The sequence below is a fragment of the Legionella parisiensis genome (assembly GCF_001467945.1).
Taxonomy (GTDB): domain Bacteria; phylum Pseudomonadota; class Gammaproteobacteria; order Legionellales; family Legionellaceae; genus Legionella; species Legionella parisiensis.
Map to the genome: position 1 here is coordinate 82474 of NZ_LNYQ01000013.1, position 19433 is coordinate 101906.

Here is a 19433-nt window from a genome sequence, read left to right on the forward strand (position 1 = left end):
ATGGATAATACTGTTGATTAAAAGAAAACGAAAAAACTATAATTTAAAATTATAGATTAATAATAAGAAATTGCTTTTTGAAGTGATCGTTCTAGATAAGTTATTTATATGCACTTTGCATAACAAGGGAAGCAAATTATACATTAACCTGTTGCGGAGTATTCCACCATCCGCCTCCCAAGGACTGAAAAAGCGCTGCAGTATCATTATAACGTGCCGCTTCTGCTTTAATTACATCTAAATGAGCATGCAGATAAGCCTCCTTTGCTCTTAAAACGGATATATAATTTGTTTTTCCCAGCTGATATTGATTAGTGATGAGATTTAGTTGTTCTTTGGTATTTTGTTCGGCGGCCACTTGCGCTTGTAGAAGCTCAGCATCAAACTCAAGTGCATGCAATACATCCGCGACGTTAAGAAATGCTTCAAGAAGAATTTTTTTATATCTGGCACAAGCGTATTCATATTCTGCGATTGCCATTTTTCTTTTTGCACGTAAAGCTCCTCCTTTGAGTAAGGTGTGTGCAATTTGTCCTCCATAACTCCATACATTATTCATAGGATTAAATAAAGTACTTAATGTGGTTGAGAACCATCCATAATTAGCCAATATATTAAATTTAGGGAATAGATCTGCTGTTGCAATACCTATCTCAGCACTTGCTTTATGCAATATCGATTCTGCACTACGTATATCAGGGCGTTGCTTTACAAGTTGAGAGGGGAGACTTACTGGTAGCTCTGTAGGTAAGTGAAAACTTCGCAGATTAAAATGAGCCAGATGACTCTCGCCCGGTAATGTTCCAACAAGTACAGCAAGAGCATTGTATTTTTTGGCCAAATTACTTTTAATAGGGGGGAGCGTTGCTATAGTTTTTTTAAGACGATTTTCACGATTCAGCACATCAAGCCGAGAAATATGTCCTAAACGATAATTACTTAGTGTCATGCTCAATAATTTTTTTTGACAGTGAATGAGGGCTTGTGTCGTTTTTAACTGGTCGTTCAGCGATGCTATCGTGATACTTGTGGTGACAATATTTGCTGTTAAAGTTAAATAAGCTGCCTGTAATTCAAAAATTTCATAATCAATCGCAGCACGCAAAGCCTCCACTTGCCGCTGATTGCCGCCAAATAAGTCCAAATTATAAGATACACTAACGGACGCGTTATAAAGGTCAAATTGATTTTTAATGGAAAATGGGAGTTTTTGCCCAGGAAGAGGAGTAAGATTTATTCCTGTAGCAAGCAAAGTATTCCTCTCACGACTTCCAAAAAATTGGGTATCGGCGGTAGGTAGCAATTTAGGACCAGCAACAACGCGTAAGTTGGCTTGAGCTTTTCGTATATTTGCTTTACTCATTGCTACTGTAGGGTTGTTTCTTAATCCTTGCTTGATAAGAGCGTTTAATTCTTGAGAGTGAAACAGAGTCCACCAGGAATTGGCAATATCACGATTGTAATGCAAGTGCTGCGATTTTCCTGCTGGATTGGCGGCGCTCACGGTTTTTTTGATTATTGGGCCATTATTATAACGAATCGTCTTTGGTGCTTCAGGAGAATGAAAATTAGGCCCAACCTTACAGCCTGTAAGCAGTAGTATGGTGCATAAAAATAAAGGAGTTTTTTGCATTTGCTCTTCTTATAAAATAAGTTTCATTCATACACCAGCGAAACAGTTATACTGATTCAGTTTAAATATGTGCTGAATCATGATTCAAATAAATACTAACAGGTTGGCCAGGGTGTAGATATTTAATTGCCGAAATGACTGGCTTTGCTTCGATGCGATAAACAAATTTTGTTCTTGAGGTTTCGCTAAATATATAAGGTGGCGTGTATTCTGTTTTAGAGGATATATAACTTACAGTAGCGGAATAAGTTTCTCTACATCCATCACAACTGAGTATGACCTGATTTTTTAACTTTAGTTTTGCTAATAAAGGTTCTGGTACATAAAAAATAACTTTGAGGTTTTCAGGAGCAAGAATTGATAAAACAGGACGTTCTTTTCCCACCAGTTCGCCAACTGTAAAATAGGTATCGAATATATATCCTGAAATGGAAGAGTATATTTTTTTATTGGACTTACTCCATTGAGCTTGTGTCAATTCTGCCATAGAAGACTCAACGGCTGCTTCTTGAGCTATCAATGATGCTTTGGCATGGTGGTAATTGTTCTTTACTTCTTCAAGTTGCTCTCGACTTACTCCCCCTGATGCTATTAATTTTTGATATCTTTTTAATAAATTATTTTGATAATCAAGAGTAGTTTGTTTTAATTCACTGAGCACCCTTGCTTGTGTAAGATTTGCTTTGGCTTTTTTGAGCTGGGATTCTTGGGGTTGCACATCCAGCGTAAATAAAAGATCCCCTTTGTGCACTAAAGTTCCTTTTGTGATATCTAAGCTAATGAGATTTCCTGAAAAATTACTTGAGATGTAGGTGTAATCTGCATCAACGTATCCTTGCAGCGAGTTTTTTTCCTCTTTACAAGCAATAAGGGGTATGCATAAAATCAAAACAATCAACCATCCTGGGACGAACTTTTGCATGTTATCTCATTGTTAATGAAAGTATTCCAATTAGTAAGATTAGAAAATTATCATCAAATGATGATAATTGACAATAATCTAAACGATAAAGTATCTCATCTTCAAGGTAAATACATAAGCTTTCGCCATAATCAACAATTGTCAGTACGGTTACTATTAAGATAGGATATTCATACTGAATTCTTCTTGCTTTTGCGCAGCAAAATCAATTTTTCTTGTTTGAAGCTGAATAAAAGAATTGAACTGATCTCAGCATAATAATTTTCATAAAGTGGCTTATCATGTTGAGTTAATTTGGATGTTTTTTTATGTTCGGGATTAAGGAAAATTAATGATAGCAGATAAGTTTCTTCGAGTTTGGTCCATTGCAAAAAAAGAATTTATTCAAATTCGGAGGGATAGAGTAGTTTTTTTATGGCTATTGTTTGCTCCTGCAATACAAATTCTTTTATTTGGTTTTATCATCAATACGGATCCGAAAAATTTACCGACAGCAATTATTTCTTCAGAAGATACTCCCTTTACGCGCAGTTTATTGGAGGGATTGAAAAACACCCATTATTTTTCAATTGACACAGCAGCGAAAGATGAAAAAACAGCAGAGCGGTTGTTACTTAGTGGTAAGTCATTATTTATTATTAATATTCCACCAAATTTTTCTCGAAACCTCATTCGAGAAAAATACCCTCATGTATTAATTGAAGCAGATGCCTCAGATCCACTTACTGTGGCTAATGCATTCCGCGCTGCATCTGAACTTCCTACAAGAGTATTTCAGCATGATTTGCATGGCGCCCTTGAATATCTTGCTCCTAAGGATATGCCTTTTGACTTTGAAATCCATGCTAAATTCAATTCTGAAAATATTCCTCAGTATAATACGATCCCGGGATTAATCGCCTATTTAATTTTTGCAACATTTACTGTTCTAACTGCGGTATCCATTAACTCCGAATTTGAACGAGGCACCTTTGAAACGTTATTAATTACCCCTTTAACTCCCGGAAATATTATCTTTGGAAAAGTGATACCTCATTTTATTTTAGCCTATTTGCTTTTTTTCGTGCTCTTGGCGATTGCTTATTTTATTTTTTCAATTCCTTTTTATGGCAGTTTACCTCTTTATTTGTTGTTATTAGCACCTTATTCAATATCCAATATAGGCACTGGGCTTGCTATTTCTGCGCTAACCAAATCGCAATTTACTGCGGTCAGTTTATCAAATGCTTATATTCTTATTGCGACTTTAATTTCTGGATTTTTATTCCCCTTCAATGGAATACCTCATTGGGCACAATATTTTAGTCAAATTATGCCGCTGACTCATTTTTTAAGAATAACGCGAAACAGCATGTTAAAAGGGGCTGAGTTAGATATTTTATGGCCAGACGCTTGGCCAATAATTCTTTTTACGGTATTCATTATATTTTTAGCAATCCTGCTGTTTAGAAGAACATTAGATTAACGAGCAACGATGTTAAAACATCCGAATTTTAAAGGTACGGGTATCTATGAGGAACAATTCAGAAAATTATGAAAATCTTATTTTAAATCATCCGCTTTTTTGCCTGCTTGATTATGAGAGTGCCCATCAGTTGCTACAGTACTCGAAACCTGAATTTATGGAGGCAGGACCTATTGTTGTTGATGGAGATCCCATTGATTGTATTTACCTTATTGTCTCTGGAAGAGCAGAAGTAACGAGATCAGTTCATACCTTGGGAAAACATAGGGAAATGCGTATTGCTGAATTGAAGAAAGGGAAGATCGTTGGCTTATCTTCGGAGGGTTTTGCATCAAGTACGGGTCTGCATGCTGCCTCAGTAAAAGCGCTTACCACGATGCATTTACTTAAAATCAGTCTTTATGATTTTCTGCAATTTTTAAAAAAGCCTCAAATAAGATATCCCAATTTAAAAAAAATGAGTGAAGAGTTCCTTTTGATTCAATTTATTCGTGCCCATCATGCTTTTCAAAATCTTTCCCATGAAAAAATACAGACTATGGTAAAAACAGCGCGCAATATTAAGATTCCTGCAGGAACATGTTTGTATAAAGAAGGAGATATAGCAGATACCTGTTATTATCTCCTAAATGGTAAAGTCGTTCTTTTAAATTTAAAAGAGAGTAGTTCTACTGTTGTTCAAATAAATCAAATGTTTGGTGACAGTGAGTTTTTAACCAATATGAAAAGAAAAGAAAGTGCCTATGCGCAACATGATAGCGAGGTATTACTTATGGAAGCTGAGATTGTTAAGAAGTTGTTCGCTGTTGAGCCATCATCGCTCTTTCAAAAAATAGTTTCTAAAGTTAGAAAAAACAAATAGGATTTTTATGGATAAAAGCAATTATATCATTGACGTAAGACATCTTGCCAAAAAATTTAATAAAAATTACGCAGTTAATGATCTTGAACTGAAAGTGGAATATGGTGATATCTTTGGTTTTATTGGTCCAAATGGAGCAGGCAAAACTACTTCAATAAGGATGTTATGTGGTCTTATTACTCCTGATTCAGGGATAGGCCAATGTGTTGGTTTTGATATTTTAACTGAATCACGACAGATCAAAACTTTGGTTGGTTATATGTCACAAAATTTTGGTTTATACAAAGATCTTACTGTTTACGAAAATATGCTTTTTTTTGCGGAAATATATGGAGTCCTCGATAGAAAAAACCAGATTGAGAAATATTTGCACAAATTCGATCTATACAAACATAAACATCAAATCGCAGGTACATTATCAGGAGGTTGGAAGCAACGTCTCTCACTTGCAGTGTCTTTGCTGCATGATCCTTTGTTGTTGTTATTGGATGAACCTACAGCGAATATTGATCCTAAAGCCAGGCGTGAATTTTGGGAGCTTATGCATCAGTTATCAAGAGAAGGGATTACAATTTTATTGAGCTCACACAATTTGGATGAAGTCGATAAGTGTGACAAGATTGCATACATGTATTATGGACGAACTCTGCTGTCTGGAACTATTGAAGAAATCTTAAGAACGGTCAATTTGACTACTTGGGCCATAAAGGGGGTCAATTTACCCATGTTGGCTCATCAATTAGAAGCAACAGAGGGTGTAGATCAAGTTTTACGATTTCATAATACGTTGCATGTGAGTGGCAAAAATCGCGAAGTATTATCCCAGGCTATAAAACCTTATATTAATAATGACTTTTTTCATGGAAACGAAATTGATTCAACGTTGGAAGATGCTTTTGTTTGGCTCGCAACATTTGGTGCACAGAGATTATAAATGATAAAAATGGAACTATGGCGAGTTTTCTCAGTAGCTAAAAAAGAATTTATTCAGATTAAACGAAATATTCCTACTTTTTTATTATTATTCTTAATTCCAGTAATGCAAATACTATTATTTGGATTCATGATTAATACGAATCCTAAGCATTTACCTACTGCAGTACTCTCTACCGAAGAGAGCTCATTTACGCGCACGTTGCTTGAGGGGCTTAAACATACAGATTATTTCTCACTGAATTTTATGGTGCAATCAGAAAAAGCTGCAGATAAATTATTGCTTAGTGGAAAAGGACTTTTTGTGATTAACATTCCTCCTAATTTTTCAAGGGATTTAATACGAGGGAAAAAACCACATGTATTGATTGAAGCAGATGCATCAGATCCAATTTCGATATCCAATGCGTTTCGTGCTGCATCTGAGCTACCCTCTAAGGTATTTGAAGATAATTTGCGCGGTTCTTTAGATTATCTTGCTCCGAAGCAAACACCTTTTGTATTTGATATTCATGCTAAATTTAATCCTGAAGGCATTTCACAATATAATATTGTGCCTGGTCTCATTTCTGTATTAATTTTTACGACACTTACTCTGCTTACAGCAATGTCAATTACCTCTGAGTATGAAATTGGAACCTTCGAAACACTATTAATCACGCCGCTTAGTGCAACAAATATCATTTTTGGAAAAGTAATTCCTCATTTTATTGCGGGTTATTTTATTTTATTTATTTTACTCATGATATCTTTTTTTGTTTTCGCAGTTCCATTTTATGGGAGTATATCCCTTTATCTGTTCATCATGGCATTTTATGCTATTAGTAATTTGTCCTTGGGGCTTGTTATCTCAGCATTTGCAAAAACACAATTTCAAGTAGTTGCAGCAATTAGTGCGTGCATATTAGTTGCGGTGATGACTTCCGGCTTTTTATTCCCTTTTAGTGGAATGCCAATTTGGGCACAATACCTCGGTCAAATACTCCCATTGACTCATTTTATTAGAATTACCCGCAATATTATGTTGAAAGGCGCTGATTTTAATATTTTATGGCCCGATGTGTGGCCAATTATCTTATTTACAGTACTGATTGTAATTTTAGGTACTTTGATTTTTAGAAAGACCCTGGATTAATACTGCTCTGTTAACATTTCTACTACTTCGCCCCAAGCTAGCGAAATATAAACAGGACTTTATGAAATAGTGCACAAAATAAATCCCCGCGAGCGGGGATAAATTGAATTCAGAGCAAAGGGGAAGTAAATGTTAATCTGCTTTTTTAACGGTTAATTTTTCTTTGATACGTGCTGCACGGCCAGCCAAATTACGTAGGTAATAAAGTTTAGCACGACGTACATCACCACGTCTTTTTACAGTAATACTGTCAACAATAGGACTGTAAGTTTGGAATACACGCTCAACACCAACGCCGTGTGAAATTTTACGAACAGTGAATGCAGAGTTTAAACCGCGATTACGCTTCGCTATGACAACGCCTTCAAAAGCTTGCAAACGCTCACGGGTACCTTCAATTACTTTCACTTGAACCAAAACAGTATCACCAGAATTGAATTCAGGAATTTCCTTGCCTTGCATCTGCTCAGCGTTCAGTTGGTCAATTATATTAGTCATGGACTACTCCTCAAATTGGTTCATCCTCTAGGAATCACCGTGTTCATACTTAAACTCAGCAAGCAATTGCTTGTCTGTTTCACTTAACTGTATTTTTTCAAGTAAATCTGGACGCTTAAGCCAGGTTTTACCCAGAGATTGCTTTCTTCGCCACAGTTCTATATCTCTATGATTACCACCCAGCAAAACAGATGGCACATCTAACTCATCAACGGTTGCTGGTCGCGTATAATGAGGGCAATCCAGTAAACCATTCATGAATGAATCTTGCTCTGCTGAACCAAGATGCCCTAAGCTACCTGGTATCAAGCGAATAATTGCATCGATAAATACCGTAGCTGCCAGCTCACCACCGCTTAAAACAAAATCTCCAAGAGACCATTCTTCATCCACATAATGCTGAAGAACACGCTCATCAATTCCTTCATATCGTCCAGAAATAAAAAGCAGGGGTTGTTTGTCATTTACCACTTGATTCAAGTCATTTTGTCGAATTATCCTTCCCTGAGGACTTAGATAAATCGTTTTACAATGACTTGGCATTTGACTACGTGCCTGCGTAATAGCCCCTTTTAAGGGCTCATACATCATAACCATTCCTGGACCGCCCCCATAAGGCTTGTCATCAACCTGCCTGTAGGGCCTGGAAGACCAATCTCTGGGATTCCAACAATCAATTTTTACTAATCCCTGCTCAATTGCTCTTCCTGTAATGCCATAATTCAGGGCATTAAGTATTTCAGGGATTAAGCTGATAACGCCAAGATGCAGTCCCACTTAAAATTCCATGTCCCAATCAGCAGTAATGATTTGCTGTTTGGTATCGATATCTAATATAACTTTGCTTGGTAAATAAGGTATTAAATGCCTTTTGCTACCCTCGACAACCAGCACATCATTGGCACCTGTAGGTATTATTTCAATGACTTTTCCAAAAGGTTCACCTTGTTGGTTGATCACATTCATACCTATGAGCTGATGCCAGTAATATTCACCAGGTTCTAATTTTTCAAGTTGTTCCTGTTGAACTGCAATTTCTATATTAGTAAGGTGTGCTACATGTTCGCGTTCAGGATAACCTTCAATTTGGACAATGATGTACTTATTTTGTACTTCAGCTCGCAATAATTTGATTTGTTGCCATTTATTGTTAATAAAGGCATGCCAATCTGCGTACTTTAGAACATTGTCACGAGGCTCTGTGAAGGAATGAACCGTAACAAAACCTTTAACACCATGAGGCCGCCCAAAACGAGCAACTACTATCCAGCTTTCCTGATTATTCACGTTATTAAGCAGCTTCGCCTTTTTTATTAAATTCTTTAATTAAAGCACTGACGCGATCAGACAATTGGGCGCCTACCTTTTGCCAGTGACTTAATTTTTCTGTATCAATATGCAGACGTACTTCTTGCCCACGCGCTACAGGGTTAAAATAACCGATGCGCTCAATGTAACTGCCATCGCGGCGTTTGCGGCTGTCAGTAACGACCATATGATAAAACGGACGCTTTTTGGCGCCACCTCTTGATAAACGTATAACGACCATTGCTTTCCTCTACTTTAGAGTGGTTACGTAAAAATGCCGTGTATTGTACGAAAATTAATTCAGCATGTGAAGTAATTCTTTCGAATTATTTAAAATCATCGGGTAATATGCCTTTTAATCCAGCCATACCGCCAATTCCACGCATCATTTTTTGCATCCCACCAGGTTTTGTAAATTTTTTCATCATCTTTTGCATTTGTTCAAATTGCTTTAATAACTTATTCACGTCTTGTATTTGTGTTCCTGAACCCAAGGCAATCCGTTTCTTGCGCGAACCCACGATAAGTTTGGGGATACGGCGTTCTTTGGGAGTCATGGAGTTAATAATGGCAATAGTTTGTGCCATGGCTTTATCACTGACTTGTTTCATTGCCTGTTGCGGCATCATTTGGCTGACACCAGGTAGTTTGCTCATCATACCTGCAATACCACCCATATTATTCATTTGCAGCAATTGCTGTTTGAAGTCTTCCAAATCAAAACCTTTGCCTTTTTTCAGTTTTTTAGCCAGTTTTTCACTAGCTTGTTTGTCTGCTTTTCGTTCGACTTCTTCGATAAGGGTGAGAATATCACCCATACCAAGAATTCTCGAGGCAATTCGCTCAGGATGAAATGGTTCTAAAGCCTCTACTTTCTCGCCGCTACCTATAAATTTGATTGGTTTCCCTGTAATCTGTCTTACAGACAAGGCAGCCCCCCCGCGAGCATCACCATCGGTTTTAGTCAGAATGACCCCTGTTAATGGTAATGTTTCATGAAAGGCTTTTGCTGTATTTGCAGCATCCTGACCGGTCATGCTGTCTACAACAAATAGGGTTTCAATCGGATGGAGTGCCTGGTGTAAGCCTTTAATTTCGTTCATCATATCGGTATCGATATGTAACCGTCCGGCTGTATCGACCAACAGTACATCCATATATTGTTTTTTTGCAGTATCGAGTGCTTTTTTTGCAATAGCGAGCGGCTCTTCATTCACTTCGGCGGGGAAGAAAGCGACATCTATTTGCTCTGCTAATACTTTAAGCTGCTGAATTGCAGCGGGACGATAAACATCGACGCTGACTACCATTACTTTTTTATTTTCAGATTCTTTTAAAAAACGGGCGAGTTTTGCAGTACTGGTTGTTTTTCCCGAACCTTGCAATCCAGCCATCAGAAATACTGCAGGAGGTTGGGTTTTAAAGTTAAGTTCAGCACGTTCATCACCCATGATATGGATTAACTCATCATGGACGATTTTAATAAAGACTTGATCGGGATTTAATTCAGTTAATACTTCCTGGCCTAAAGCCTTTTGTTTTACTTGCTCAATAAATTCTTTAATAACAGGTAAGGCAACATCTGCTTCAAGCAGTGAAAGCCTGACCTCACGCAATGCGTGTTGTACATTCTCTTCAGTTAATCGGCCCTGCCCCCGTAGATTTTTAAAGGTGCGGGTCAAACGTTCGGTTAAGGTTTCAAACATGGTATGTTGCCCGAAAAAAATAGAAACTATAGCACAGAGAAGCTACGATATGAAACTGTCCAGCCCAAGGATTAAGTCCATTGCTTTTAGTATAATGGAATTTAAAAAAATTTCTGATCTCAAACGTGTTTTTTACATGACTTTTTCAGTGTGAGTTTTGATTAATTTGTTTGCAGTAAAAGTGACGCAGCTAATCAGATTTTTTCTATTTCAAACTGAAGTGAGTAGGTCTATATCTAAAAGTTTTAATTTTTTAGTAAGAAGTTTTCGATGTTGCTTACTTCTCTGATGTGAGCCAATGATTTTGTGCATAAAGACAGGAAAAAAGGCAGAGATTTTCTGATTAAATCATGTTATTTTACAGTGCACGCTAAAAGCTTGTGGGTTGATAAATAAAAATTAAGGAACATTTTGTTTAATTGTTACCCTATTATTAAGGGTTTCTTAAGCTAATTTCTATATAATTATGCTTCTGCACGCCCAAAATGCACTGAAGGAATGCGATGAGCGATAAAAAACATTCACTGACAATTTTCAGTCTGACTATGATAACGGTTGGTTCTGTAGATAGCATACGCAATCTGCCTGCAACAGCCCTATTTGGTAGTCAATTAATCTTTTATTTTGTTTTAGGTGCTTTATTTTTTCTAATCCCTACAGCCTTGGTTTCAGCAGAGCTGGCTTCAGGGTGGGCAAAACAGGGAGGTATTTACATTTGGGTGAAACAGGCTTTTGGCAAAAAAATGGGCTTTTTAGCCATTTGGCTTCAGTGGATAGAAAATGTAATTTGGTATCCCACGATTTTATCTTTTGTCGCAGGAACGATCGGCTACTTAATTAATCCGGCACTGACAAGTAATCCTTATTTTCTCTGGGCGATAATCGTGAGTTCATTTTGGGGAGCTACGATATTGAATTTGCGTGGAATGAAATCCTCGGCCACATTCAGTAACCTATGCTCTCTTGCAGGTTTGTTGTTGCCTATGTCGTTGATTATCGGTCTCGGAGTCGTTTGGGTTACTCAAGGCAATCCTTTGCAAATCCAATTTGATATTCCGAGTATCGTGCCGCATTTAGATGATAAATCAATGTGGGTTTCCCTAACCGCAATCATTATGTCTTTTTGTGGTATCGAAATTGCGACAGTTCATGCTAATGATGTCAACAATCCGCAGCATGCTTTTCCTAAAGTCTTAATTTATTCAGTAGGAATTATTTTAAGTACCTTAATCCTGGGGTCTTTGGCTATAGCGATTGTTTTACCCGGAAAGGACATCAATTTGGTAGCAGGAATTATGCAGGCATTCGAAGCCTTCTTTTCCAGTTATCACATGTTTTGGATGATGCCTGTGGTTGCTGTAATGCTCGTTTTAGGGGGGCTTGGAGGGGTGAGTAATTGGATTATTGCACCGACAAAAGGATTATTGGTTGCTGCGGAAGATGGTAATTTACCTGAATATTTCCAACGTACTAATGCAAAAGGTGCGCCTGTTATTATGCTTTATACTCAGGCAAGTGTTGTTACTATACTTTCAGGTTTATTCTTATTTATGCCTAGCGTAAATGGATCTTATTGGTTGCTGACCGCCTTAGCGGCACAATTGTACATGTTGATGTATTTCATTATGTTTGCAGCAGCAATTAAATTAAGGCTTTCCGAACCGCATCATCATCGGCCTTTTCAAATCCCCGGCGGTTTATTTGGTATGTTATTTGTTGCAGGTGTAGGCATTATTGGTGTATGCGCTACCTTAGTCGTGAGTTTTATCCCTCCAGAAGGAATTAATGTAGGCAGTTTGACGCGTTATGAATTGACTTTAATTTTTGGTTTAATTTTAATGTGTTTGCCGCCATTCATAAGTACTTGGTCACAAGGAAAAGCACCTGTATTGGACGCTGCTCTTCCAGATTAATCCGAGTAAGAAGGGTAACGCATGGCTAAACCAGAAGCATCGAATGAATTACTAAGTCAGTTAATGGAGCGCTTACCAGAATTGGAATGGAAAATTAGCGAGCTCGGTTCACTTTTTTCAAGCCACCAGTTACCTAAAGGGCTATTTCGTTTCGCTGCAGACGTTAGCGGTTCTGCCTGCGTTGCAGAAATTAAAGCAGACATCCATACGTTATCTAAACAACAAAACATGCATAGCGCTTTTTATTTGGCAGAGCGAATCAGACAGAAAATTAATGTCTTGGTTGTTTTATGCCAAATGCATCAAGGCAAAAATAAACCCAAGGAAAAAGTTTACTTTGGCATAAAGACGTTAACTACCAGGCAAAAATGGATAAACGATCTTGAATTGGAAGTTCATACGCTTATAGAACAACAGCAGGCAATGATTAAGACCTTGGAGCATTTAAAATATAATCGTAACTCAAGTGCAATTTTGCATTTGAAAGCAGAATTAGGGGAGGTTGAGCGTCGCCTAACTTTAGCACAGGAAACATTAAATCGTGCTGTTTCTTAATCAATAATCTTTTTCTAAACAAAGTAATGAGGTAAATTTAGGAACCTGTTTGTATTTCGCAAGTTTTGCAGGCAGTAGAAATGTAAATAGGCCCGAGGAGTGATTTCTCGGTATTTATAACAATAATTACTCAAACCAAACCATTTACTTGTTGTCTTAAGAATAACAAGAAAGATGAAATATAAATAAGTGGTTTTAAAAGGAGCTTTCTTAAATGTCAGATAAATTTTCTCGGATCACTAAAGATATTAGTACCCAATTAGCTAAAATGCGTAAGGAAATGCCAGAGGTAATGTCTGGATTTTCAGCGATAGCCCAAGCAGCGAGTAAAGACGGTGTATTAGATAAAAAAACCAAAGAATTAATTGCTATGGCATTAGCTGTAGCCAAACAATGCCCTGGCTGCATCGGATTTCATTCTCAAACATTAATCAAGTTAGAAACAACACGCGAAGAACTTTTAGAAACCCTGGGTATGGCTGTATATATGGGGGGGGGGCCATCTTTAATGTATGCCGCTGAAGCTTTAGAAGCTTTTGAAGAATTTAGTAAATAAATTGACTTAATGTGGTATAGCCTGGAGGTGTTAGCGAAGTAGAGTCCAGGCTATGACTCAGAATGTTCCAATTTTAACGCAAGATGTGAAAATAAAGCCTACATGACGATCAATGTTGTCCTGAAGCTGGTCCAAATGCCGCAGAAACATGTGATAGCACATTTTTATTTTGTTGGCAGGGGTAATGTTTATTCGCACCTAACCAGGCTACTTGTGAAACAGTCATGGAATCTTTATCGCTTTGTTGGCTTGATAATTCCTTATAAGTTTGCTGAATCAACTCGCAAAGGGTGGCGGCGTTGAGCTGTACTCCTGCTGGCAAGCAAAACATAGGATTACCTTGATTTTTTGCCATTTCATTTGCATGAATCATTGTTTCTGCAATACTTTCGCAAGTTATGGTTAAAACATGGCGGGCTGAGCGTGCCCATGCTTGTGCCTGATGATCTGCTTTAACTTCCATCTGTGGAATATTATCGGCAATATTCATATAGTTCTTTATCGTGTCAGCATGTATCCAATTACAGAAAAATAGAAAACTGATTAACAAGATACGCATATTATATCCTTAAAGTCAGGGTAAATTATAATGTATCCCGTATAAAATGCTTCGCATATTTACGGGATAACGTTCGTTTAGCAAAATAAAAAGTAAAAACTTTTTATTTCGAACTTACGTTAATTAAATGCCATGTGGTTTAATTAGACCCAGTTTAAAAGCAATTAATAAAAATATAAATAAACTCAGTGAAATAGTTATTCTTATAGTTAAGGCTTTAACAGTGCGTTTGGAGTCGCCTGAGTCTCGAATAAGAAAAAAAAGACCGCTTGCTAAAGAGCCGGCGATGATAATCATGACACAGATGATGATAATTTTAGTGATCATTTGTTATACTCCTCAAATTGCTGTCTTATCATGACTAACATTTGAACAATTAATAATGATGCCTAGTTTAACCTGTTTTAAATTTCGTTTCACCCCAAGCTGGCCAATGTTGATGCTCGCGGTCTTATTTTTTGCCCTATTTGTGCGTCTTGGCTTTTGGCAAATTTATCGTGCTGATGAAAAAACAAAAATGATTGTTGCACAAAAGACACAAGAGATGCAAAAACCAGTTCCTTGGACTACAAAGGAAAAATTGCCTTTGCAATATGAACGCATTGTACTCAAAGGTAGGTATTTACCTCAGGTTTTTTTACTGGATAACCAGCATCATAATCATCAATTTGGTTACAATGTATTATCACCTTTGGAGTTATCTGATGGCTCTATCATTATTATAGACAGAGGCTGGGTTCCCGGAGAGTTGACACGTCGCGTTCTCCCAAACATCCAGTTTCCCAAAGGAATGCTAGAATTGCAGGGCTCAGTATACTTTCCAAGTAAAAATCAATGGGTCTTGGGGCCTGCTTTAGAAGAAAGAGGGAATAAAATAATTATTGTGGAACGTGTGGATGATCAATTGATAAGTCAAATTTTGCAAAAATCGGTCTCTCCGTTTATTATGCGCCTCGACAAGCAAGATGCAAATGGATTTGTGCGTGAGTGGGAAACGGTATCCATGCCGCCACAGCGGCATTTAGCTTATGCTTTGCAGTGGTTTGTTATGGCATTGGTGGTACTAATTATATTTGTAGTATTAAATCTGAAGAAAAAAAATGAGAAAACAAGCTAGTAAATATTATATTTTATTGTTGTTGGTTATAATATTTCTCACTCCTGGAATAGCTGCATATCTATTTTACCAGCATCCTTCCTGGTTGGGATCTTCACGGGTCAATAAGGGGGATTTGCTGAATCCACCAATAATGCTGGATGTTTTGGATGACAAGCCCAAGTGGCGGCTCATTTTTTGGAGTCCAGTCGCTTGTGACCAAGTATGTTTGAAACATCTGGATGTCCTAGCTCGAATCCGCCTGGCATTAGGGCGTAAATTGTATCAGGTAGACCAGTGGCTTCTTCTGAGCGATAAAGCACCTCCTTTATCGCAAGAACAACAAGCCTTTTTAAAAGAAGTCGATTTTAAAGTGGCGAAATTACCTGCGGACTTTATTGCTAAAGATACTTTATTGTCTGAAGCCAAAGTATTCATCGCTGATCCAGGTAATTATTTAATTCTTAGTTATGCATCTCAGGCTAACCCTGAGGATGTGTACAAAGATTTGAAGTTGTTGCTCAATACAACCGAAAACAAGAGTGATTAGTCTGATGCAGAATAAATTATTACGCTACGCAGTATCATTTGCTGTGCTTTTATCTTTATTTGTTGTCATGCTGGGCGCTTATACGCGCTTGACGGATGCGGGCTTGGGTTGTCCTGATTGGCCTGGTTGTTATGGCCAGATGGTCCTTCCCAGCGCCAAAGAAAAATTGCAGGCTGCACAGACTCAATATCCCCAAATTCCTATTGAGTCTAGAAAAGCATGGACGGAGATGGTTCATCGTTATGCTGCCGGTTCTTTAGCATTGTTAATCTTTTTTATTTGTTTTTATGTGGTGCGTAAGCGGGTACAGGGTAATGATTTGCCTTGGCATTTGCCTGTAGCATTAATCATACTGGTTTTGTTTCAAGCCGCTTTGGGTATGTGGACAGTAACCTTAAAACTCTTGCCGGTTGTCGTTATGGGACATCTTTTAGGTGGGATGCTTATCGTTTCCTGTTTGAGCCGTTTTCGCTTGCAAATCAGTTCACTCAAACGGGAAGAGTTACCACAATGGCGTTTTTGGTTGCGACTTGGGGTGATTATCGTTTTTCTGCAAATTGCTTTAGGCGGTTGGGTAAGCTCTAACTATGCAGGAATTTCATGCATTGGTTTTCCTATGTGCAATGGAGTATGGCTGCCGGATTTGCATTTTGCACAAGGATTTAATTTATTTTCACCGGTAGGAGCTAATTATCAAGGTGGTTTACTTGATCATGAGGTCCGAGTAACGATTCAATTCATTCACCGATTGGGAGCAATAATCACAGCAGTTTATATGCTTATACTCACGTTATCGATCTTATTAAGAAGCAATTTTAATTATCTTAAAACCGCAGCAGCAGTGCTGTTATTACTCGTGTTGGTTCAATTTACTTTAGGTATCTTGAATGTAGTTTATTTACTCCCAATTGGTGTCGCTGTAGCTCATAATGGGATTGCTGCTCTATTATTAGCAACACTATTTAGTACACTGCATTTTACGCGTAAGGGGCAAAATGATGCACGCTGATCAGGTAGTTCAATCTTCTTCAGCTGCTTGGCGTGATTACCTTCAGTTATGTAAGCCGCGAGTAGTATTACTCATGTTATTGACTGTAGTTGTCGGAATGTATTTGGCAACACCAGGTTGGGTTAGGCTGTCTTTATTGCTTTTTTCATTAATCGGAATCGGATTATGCGCAGGAAGTGCTGCTGCAATTAATCATTTGGTGGATAAACGAATCGATGCCATTATGGCCAGAACCAAAAAAAGACCTGTTGCCAGTGGCCAGGTTTCCGTGCGTCAAGCTTTATTGTTTGCTTTAATTATAGGAACTCTGGGACTTACTGTTTTAGTCGTTTTTGTTAATCAATTAACTGCGGTGCTGACTTTCGTTACATTGATCGGCTATGCAGGTATTTATACAGGCTATTTAAAAAGAGCTACGTCACAAAATATAGTCATAGGTGGCTTGGCCGGGGCTGCACCCCCATTGCTTGGTTGGACCGCGGTGACTAATCAGTTGGATCCTCAAGCTTTATTGCTGGTATTAATTATCTTTATTTGGACGCCACCTCATTTTTGGGCTTTGGCTATTTATCGCTACGAAGAGTATCAGCATGCACAAATTCCAATGTTGCCCGTAACCCATGGTATTGCGTTTACTAAATTGAATATTTATTTATATACCATTCTATTACTGGTAGTCAGTGTATTGCCGTTTGTTATCGGTATGAGTGGTTTATTTTATTTAATTGGTGCGTTAGTGCTTGGTACCAGATTTTTATTTTGGTCGCATAAGCTCTATCGGACAGACAAGCCTGTGGTTGCAATGCAAACATTCAGATTTTCAATAGTGTATTTGATGTTATTGTTTGTTTTTTTATTGATTGATCATTATTTATAAGGAATCGGTATCGAATAAGCTCACAGGAACAATGTGAGTCGATATTCTTGCGAAAAACGATTTGTGAGACTTATTTCATATCCGTTCCTCTGAGGAGGCTAAATGAGTTTAAAGGCTAAAAGCGTTACCTTTACAGTGGTTATTTTGTTAGCTCTTGCGGGATTATTTTCGGGAATTTTTGTAGGACAACATGTCCATTTTAAGAAAAAAATCGATGATTCGACTTTTCATGGTACCTATCTTGAAAATCCACGGCCGGTTAATCAATTCAGTTTGACAGGAATTGATGCCAAATCATTTGATAACAAGAGCTTAAAAGGAAAATGGACTGTACTCTTTTTTGGTTTTACGAGCTGTGGTTATGTTTGCCCAACTACCATGGCAGAGTTAACAAAAATGTATCACCTCCTTGAAGATAAAGGTGTAAAGAATTTACCTCGCGTCGTGATGATATCAATCGATCCAGAACGGGATAACCAGGAGAAATTAAGCAGTTATGTAACTTCATTCCACCCTGATTTTTACGGAGCCCGAGGAGATGAAGAATCCATTAAATTGATGACTCGGGAGATGGGTATTGCTTATGCTAAGGTAATTGAGAAAGGCAATGATTCAAAAAATTATGATATCCAGCATAGCGGTGCTTTAATGCTATTTAACCCTCAAGGGGAGCTAAATGCATTTTTTACTACTCCACATCATGCTGATTTATTAGCGAAGGATTACCTGTTATTGGTTTCTTGATGCAGAGGATTATTTATAAATATATTTTCGTTTTTTCCAATGTGATTTTCCATTTTTTAGACTAGGCTTTATTTATAAGAACCAGTTGTAAATAAGGTTTTCGTTGTCCAGGAATTTCTAATAATAAAAATAAAAAAGTTGAGGAATGCGTTTTTCATGAAAATTGCAATTTTGGCCACCAACCCACATTTGTACTCTCACAAGCGTCTTAAAGAAGAGGGGGAGGCTGCTGGTCATGAAATTAGAATTATTAATCATTTATATTGTTATATGAACGTCGCTGCCTCTTGCCCTAAAGTTCATTATCGGGGTGGAGCCCCTTTGCCTCATTTCGATGCCGTAATTCCAAGAATTGGTGCCTCAAATACTTATTATGGAACCGCAGTGTTACGCCATATGGAAACGATGGGCATGTATCCTTTAAATGAATCTTTAGCGATTGCCCGTTCTCGAGATAAATTCCGTTCTTTGCAGCTCTTAGCCCGCAAAGGCATTCCGATGCCTTTAACCAGCTTTGCTCAATCACCTGATGATACTGAGGATTTGGTACGCATGGTTGGAGGTGCGCCTTTAGTCATTAAGTTACTGGAAGGAACACAAGGCAAAGGGGTAATTCTTGCAGATAGTCATCAATCAGCGGTGAGTATTATTAACGCGTTTAAAGAAATGCATGCCAATATTTTAGTGCAGGAATTTATTGAGGAATCTCGCGGAGTCGATATCCGTTGCTTTGTTGTGGGGGATAAGGTAGTGGCTGCCGTGAAACGTCAAGCAAAAGAAGGAGAATTTCGAGCCAATGTCCACCAGGGTGGAAGGGCACTTAAAGTAAAACTATCGCCACAAGAGCGTGCCATTGCTATAAGTGCTGCTAAAACAATGGGCTTAAGGGTTGCTGGTGTGGATTTAATTCGCTCGAATCATGGGCCTTTGGTTTTGGAAATTAATTCTTCACCTGGACTTGAAGGGGTTGAAAAGGCTACTGGTATTAATATCGCTGGAAAAATTATTGAATATATTGAGAAGCATGCTAAACCGATTAGCGTCAATGATCGATTCCATGGTTAATGCAAAAAGCCCAAATAATAGTCTAACTTAAGACACATGTACCCCTG

Annotated in this window: 22 protein-coding genes; 13 read left to right on the forward strand and 9 right to left on the reverse strand. The window is 37.9% G+C overall.

Going from position 1 to position 19433, the window contains the following annotated elements; genetic code table 11:
- Positions 1 to 136: 136 nt before the first annotated feature.
- Positions 137 to 1633 (reverse strand): efflux transporter outer membrane subunit, encoded by a 1497-nt coding sequence (locus Lpar_RS06385; RefSeq protein ID WP_058517156.1) that lies wholly within the window; start codon positions 1631 to 1633, stop codon positions 137 to 139.
- 61 nt (positions 1634 to 1694) lie between these two features.
- Positions 1695 to 2555 (reverse strand): HlyD family secretion protein, encoded by an 861-nt coding sequence (locus tag Lpar_RS06390; RefSeq protein ID WP_058517157.1) that lies wholly within the window; start codon positions 2553 to 2555, stop codon positions 1695 to 1697.
- Between the two features lie 331 nt (positions 2556 to 2886).
- On the opposite strand from Lpar_RS06390, the gene Lpar_RS06395 reads away from it, so the two are divergent.
- Genes Lpar_RS06395 through Lpar_RS06410 form a run of 4 tightly spaced genes read left to right on the forward strand, consistent with a single transcriptional unit; the run spans position 2887 to position 6950 of the window.
- Positions 2887 to 4020, forward strand: a complete 1134-nt coding sequence (locus Lpar_RS06395) for an ABC transporter permease (RefSeq protein WP_058517158.1) — start codon at positions 2887 to 2889, stop codon at positions 4018 to 4020.
- A 46-nt stretch (positions 4021 to 4066) separates the two neighbouring features.
- Complete coding sequence (locus Lpar_RS06400) at positions 4067 to 4882, forward strand: cyclic nucleotide-binding domain-containing protein (RefSeq protein WP_058517159.1); 816 nt, start codon at positions 4067 to 4069, stop codon at positions 4880 to 4882.
- Positions 4883 to 4889: 7 nt separating this feature from the next.
- Positions 4890 to 5816 (forward strand): ABC transporter ATP-binding protein, encoded by a 927-nt coding sequence (locus Lpar_RS06405; protein WP_058517160.1) that lies wholly within the window; start codon positions 4890 to 4892, stop codon positions 5814 to 5816.
- The gene (locus Lpar_RS06410; protein WP_058517161.1) at positions 5817 to 6950 is read left to right on the forward strand and encodes an ABC transporter permease; all 1134 of its coding nucleotides are present in this window, start codon (positions 5817 to 5819) and stop codon (positions 6948 to 6950) included.
- A 132-nt stretch (positions 6951 to 7082) separates the two neighbouring features.
- On the opposite strand, the gene rplS is transcribed toward Lpar_RS06410, so the two are convergent.
- The 5 genes from rplS to ffh all read right to left on the reverse strand — a co-directional run bounded on the left by rplS (position 7083) and on the right by ffh (position 10462).
- Positions 7083 to 7448 carry a 50S ribosomal protein L19 gene (gene rplS, locus Lpar_RS06415; protein ID WP_058517162.1) on the reverse strand — a complete coding sequence of 122 codons (366 nt, stop codon included), beginning with the start codon at positions 7446 to 7448 and terminating at the stop codon, positions 7083 to 7085.
- A gap of 27 nt (positions 7449 to 7475) precedes the next feature.
- Positions 7476 to 8225 (reverse strand): tRNA (guanosine(37)-N1)-methyltransferase TrmD, encoded by a 750-nt coding sequence (gene trmD, locus Lpar_RS06420; protein WP_058517163.1) that lies wholly within the window; start codon positions 8223 to 8225, stop codon positions 7476 to 7478.
- Positions 8226 to 8735, reverse strand: coding sequence for a ribosome maturation factor RimM (gene rimM / locus Lpar_RS06425; RefSeq protein WP_058517164.1), 510 nt, complete (start codon positions 8733 to 8735; stop codon positions 8226 to 8228). It lies immediately after the preceding gene.
- Positions 8736 to 8739: 4 nt separating this feature from the next.
- Complete coding sequence (gene rpsP, locus Lpar_RS06430) at positions 8740 to 8997, reverse strand: 30S ribosomal protein S16 (protein ID WP_058517165.1); 258 nt, start codon at positions 8995 to 8997, stop codon at positions 8740 to 8742.
- Between the two features lie 85 nt (positions 8998 to 9082).
- Positions 9083 to 10462 (reverse strand): signal recognition particle protein, encoded by a 1380-nt coding sequence (ffh, locus tag Lpar_RS06435; RefSeq protein ID WP_058517166.1) that lies wholly within the window; start codon positions 10460 to 10462, stop codon positions 9083 to 9085.
- A 503-nt stretch (positions 10463 to 10965) separates the two neighbouring features.
- Here ffh and Lpar_RS06440 point away from each other — a divergent pair.
- The 3 genes from Lpar_RS06440 (at position 10966) to Lpar_RS06450 (ending at position 13486) form a co-directional block, all read left to right on the forward strand.
- On the forward strand, positions 10966 to 12375 hold the full coding sequence (locus Lpar_RS06440) for an APC family permease (protein ID WP_058517167.1): 1410 nt from the start codon (positions 10966 to 10968) through the stop codon (positions 12373 to 12375).
- 21 nt (positions 12376 to 12396) lie between these two features.
- A complete protein-coding gene (locus Lpar_RS06445) occupies positions 12397 to 12930 on the forward strand; it encodes a hypothetical protein (protein WP_058517168.1) in 534 nt (177 codons plus the stop codon).
- Positions 12931 to 13144: 214 nt separating this feature from the next.
- Positions 13145 to 13486, forward strand: coding sequence for a carboxymuconolactone decarboxylase family protein (locus Lpar_RS06450; protein ID WP_058517169.1), 342 nt, complete (start codon positions 13145 to 13147; stop codon positions 13484 to 13486).
- A 109-nt stretch (positions 13487 to 13595) separates the two neighbouring features.
- On the opposite strand, the gene Lpar_RS06455 is transcribed toward Lpar_RS06450, so the two are convergent.
- Complete coding sequence (locus tag Lpar_RS06455) at positions 13596 to 14045, reverse strand: hypothetical protein (protein ID WP_058517170.1); 450 nt, start codon at positions 14043 to 14045, stop codon at positions 13596 to 13598.
- Between the two features lie 123 nt (positions 14046 to 14168).
- Positions 14169 to 14372: a twin transmembrane helix small protein gene (locus tag Lpar_RS06460; protein ID WP_058517171.1), complete on the reverse strand. Its 204-nt coding sequence runs from the start codon at positions 14370 to 14372 to the stop codon at positions 14169 to 14171.
- A 58-nt stretch (positions 14373 to 14430) separates the two neighbouring features.
- Here Lpar_RS06460 and Lpar_RS06465 point away from each other — a divergent pair, with 58 nt between their 5' ends.
- The 6 genes from Lpar_RS06465 to rimK all read left to right on the forward strand — a co-directional run bounded on the left by Lpar_RS06465 (position 14431) and on the right by rimK (position 19386).
- On the forward strand, positions 14431 to 15162 hold the full coding sequence (locus tag Lpar_RS06465) for an SURF1 family protein (protein ID WP_172465801.1): 732 nt from the start codon (positions 14431 to 14433) through the stop codon (positions 15160 to 15162).
- Positions 15146 to 15691: a hypothetical protein gene (locus Lpar_RS06470; RefSeq protein WP_058517173.1), complete on the forward strand. Its 546-nt coding sequence runs from the start codon at positions 15146 to 15148 to the stop codon at positions 15689 to 15691. Before Lpar_RS06465 ends, Lpar_RS06470 begins: the two co-directional genes overlap by 17 nt.
- A gap of 4 nt (positions 15692 to 15695) precedes the next feature.
- Complete coding sequence (locus tag Lpar_RS06475) at positions 15696 to 16700, forward strand: COX15/CtaA family protein (RefSeq protein WP_172465778.1); 1005 nt, start codon at positions 15696 to 15698, stop codon at positions 16698 to 16700.
- Positions 16690 to 17577: a heme o synthase gene (cyoE, locus tag Lpar_RS06480; RefSeq protein WP_058517175.1), complete on the forward strand. Its 888-nt coding sequence runs from the start codon at positions 16690 to 16692 to the stop codon at positions 17575 to 17577. The genes Lpar_RS06475 and cyoE overlap by 11 nt, the downstream gene beginning before the upstream one ends.
- Before the next feature lie 102 nt (positions 17578 to 17679).
- The gene (locus tag Lpar_RS06485) at positions 17680 to 18321 is read left to right on the forward strand and encodes an SCO family protein (RefSeq protein ID WP_058517176.1); all 642 of its coding nucleotides are present in this window, start codon (positions 17680 to 17682) and stop codon (positions 18319 to 18321) included.
- Between the two features lie 156 nt (positions 18322 to 18477).
- Positions 18478 to 19386, forward strand: coding sequence for a 30S ribosomal protein S6--L-glutamate ligase (gene rimK, locus Lpar_RS06490; RefSeq protein ID WP_058517177.1), 909 nt, complete (start codon positions 18478 to 18480; stop codon positions 19384 to 19386).
- Positions 19387 to 19433: the final 47 nt, after the last annotated feature.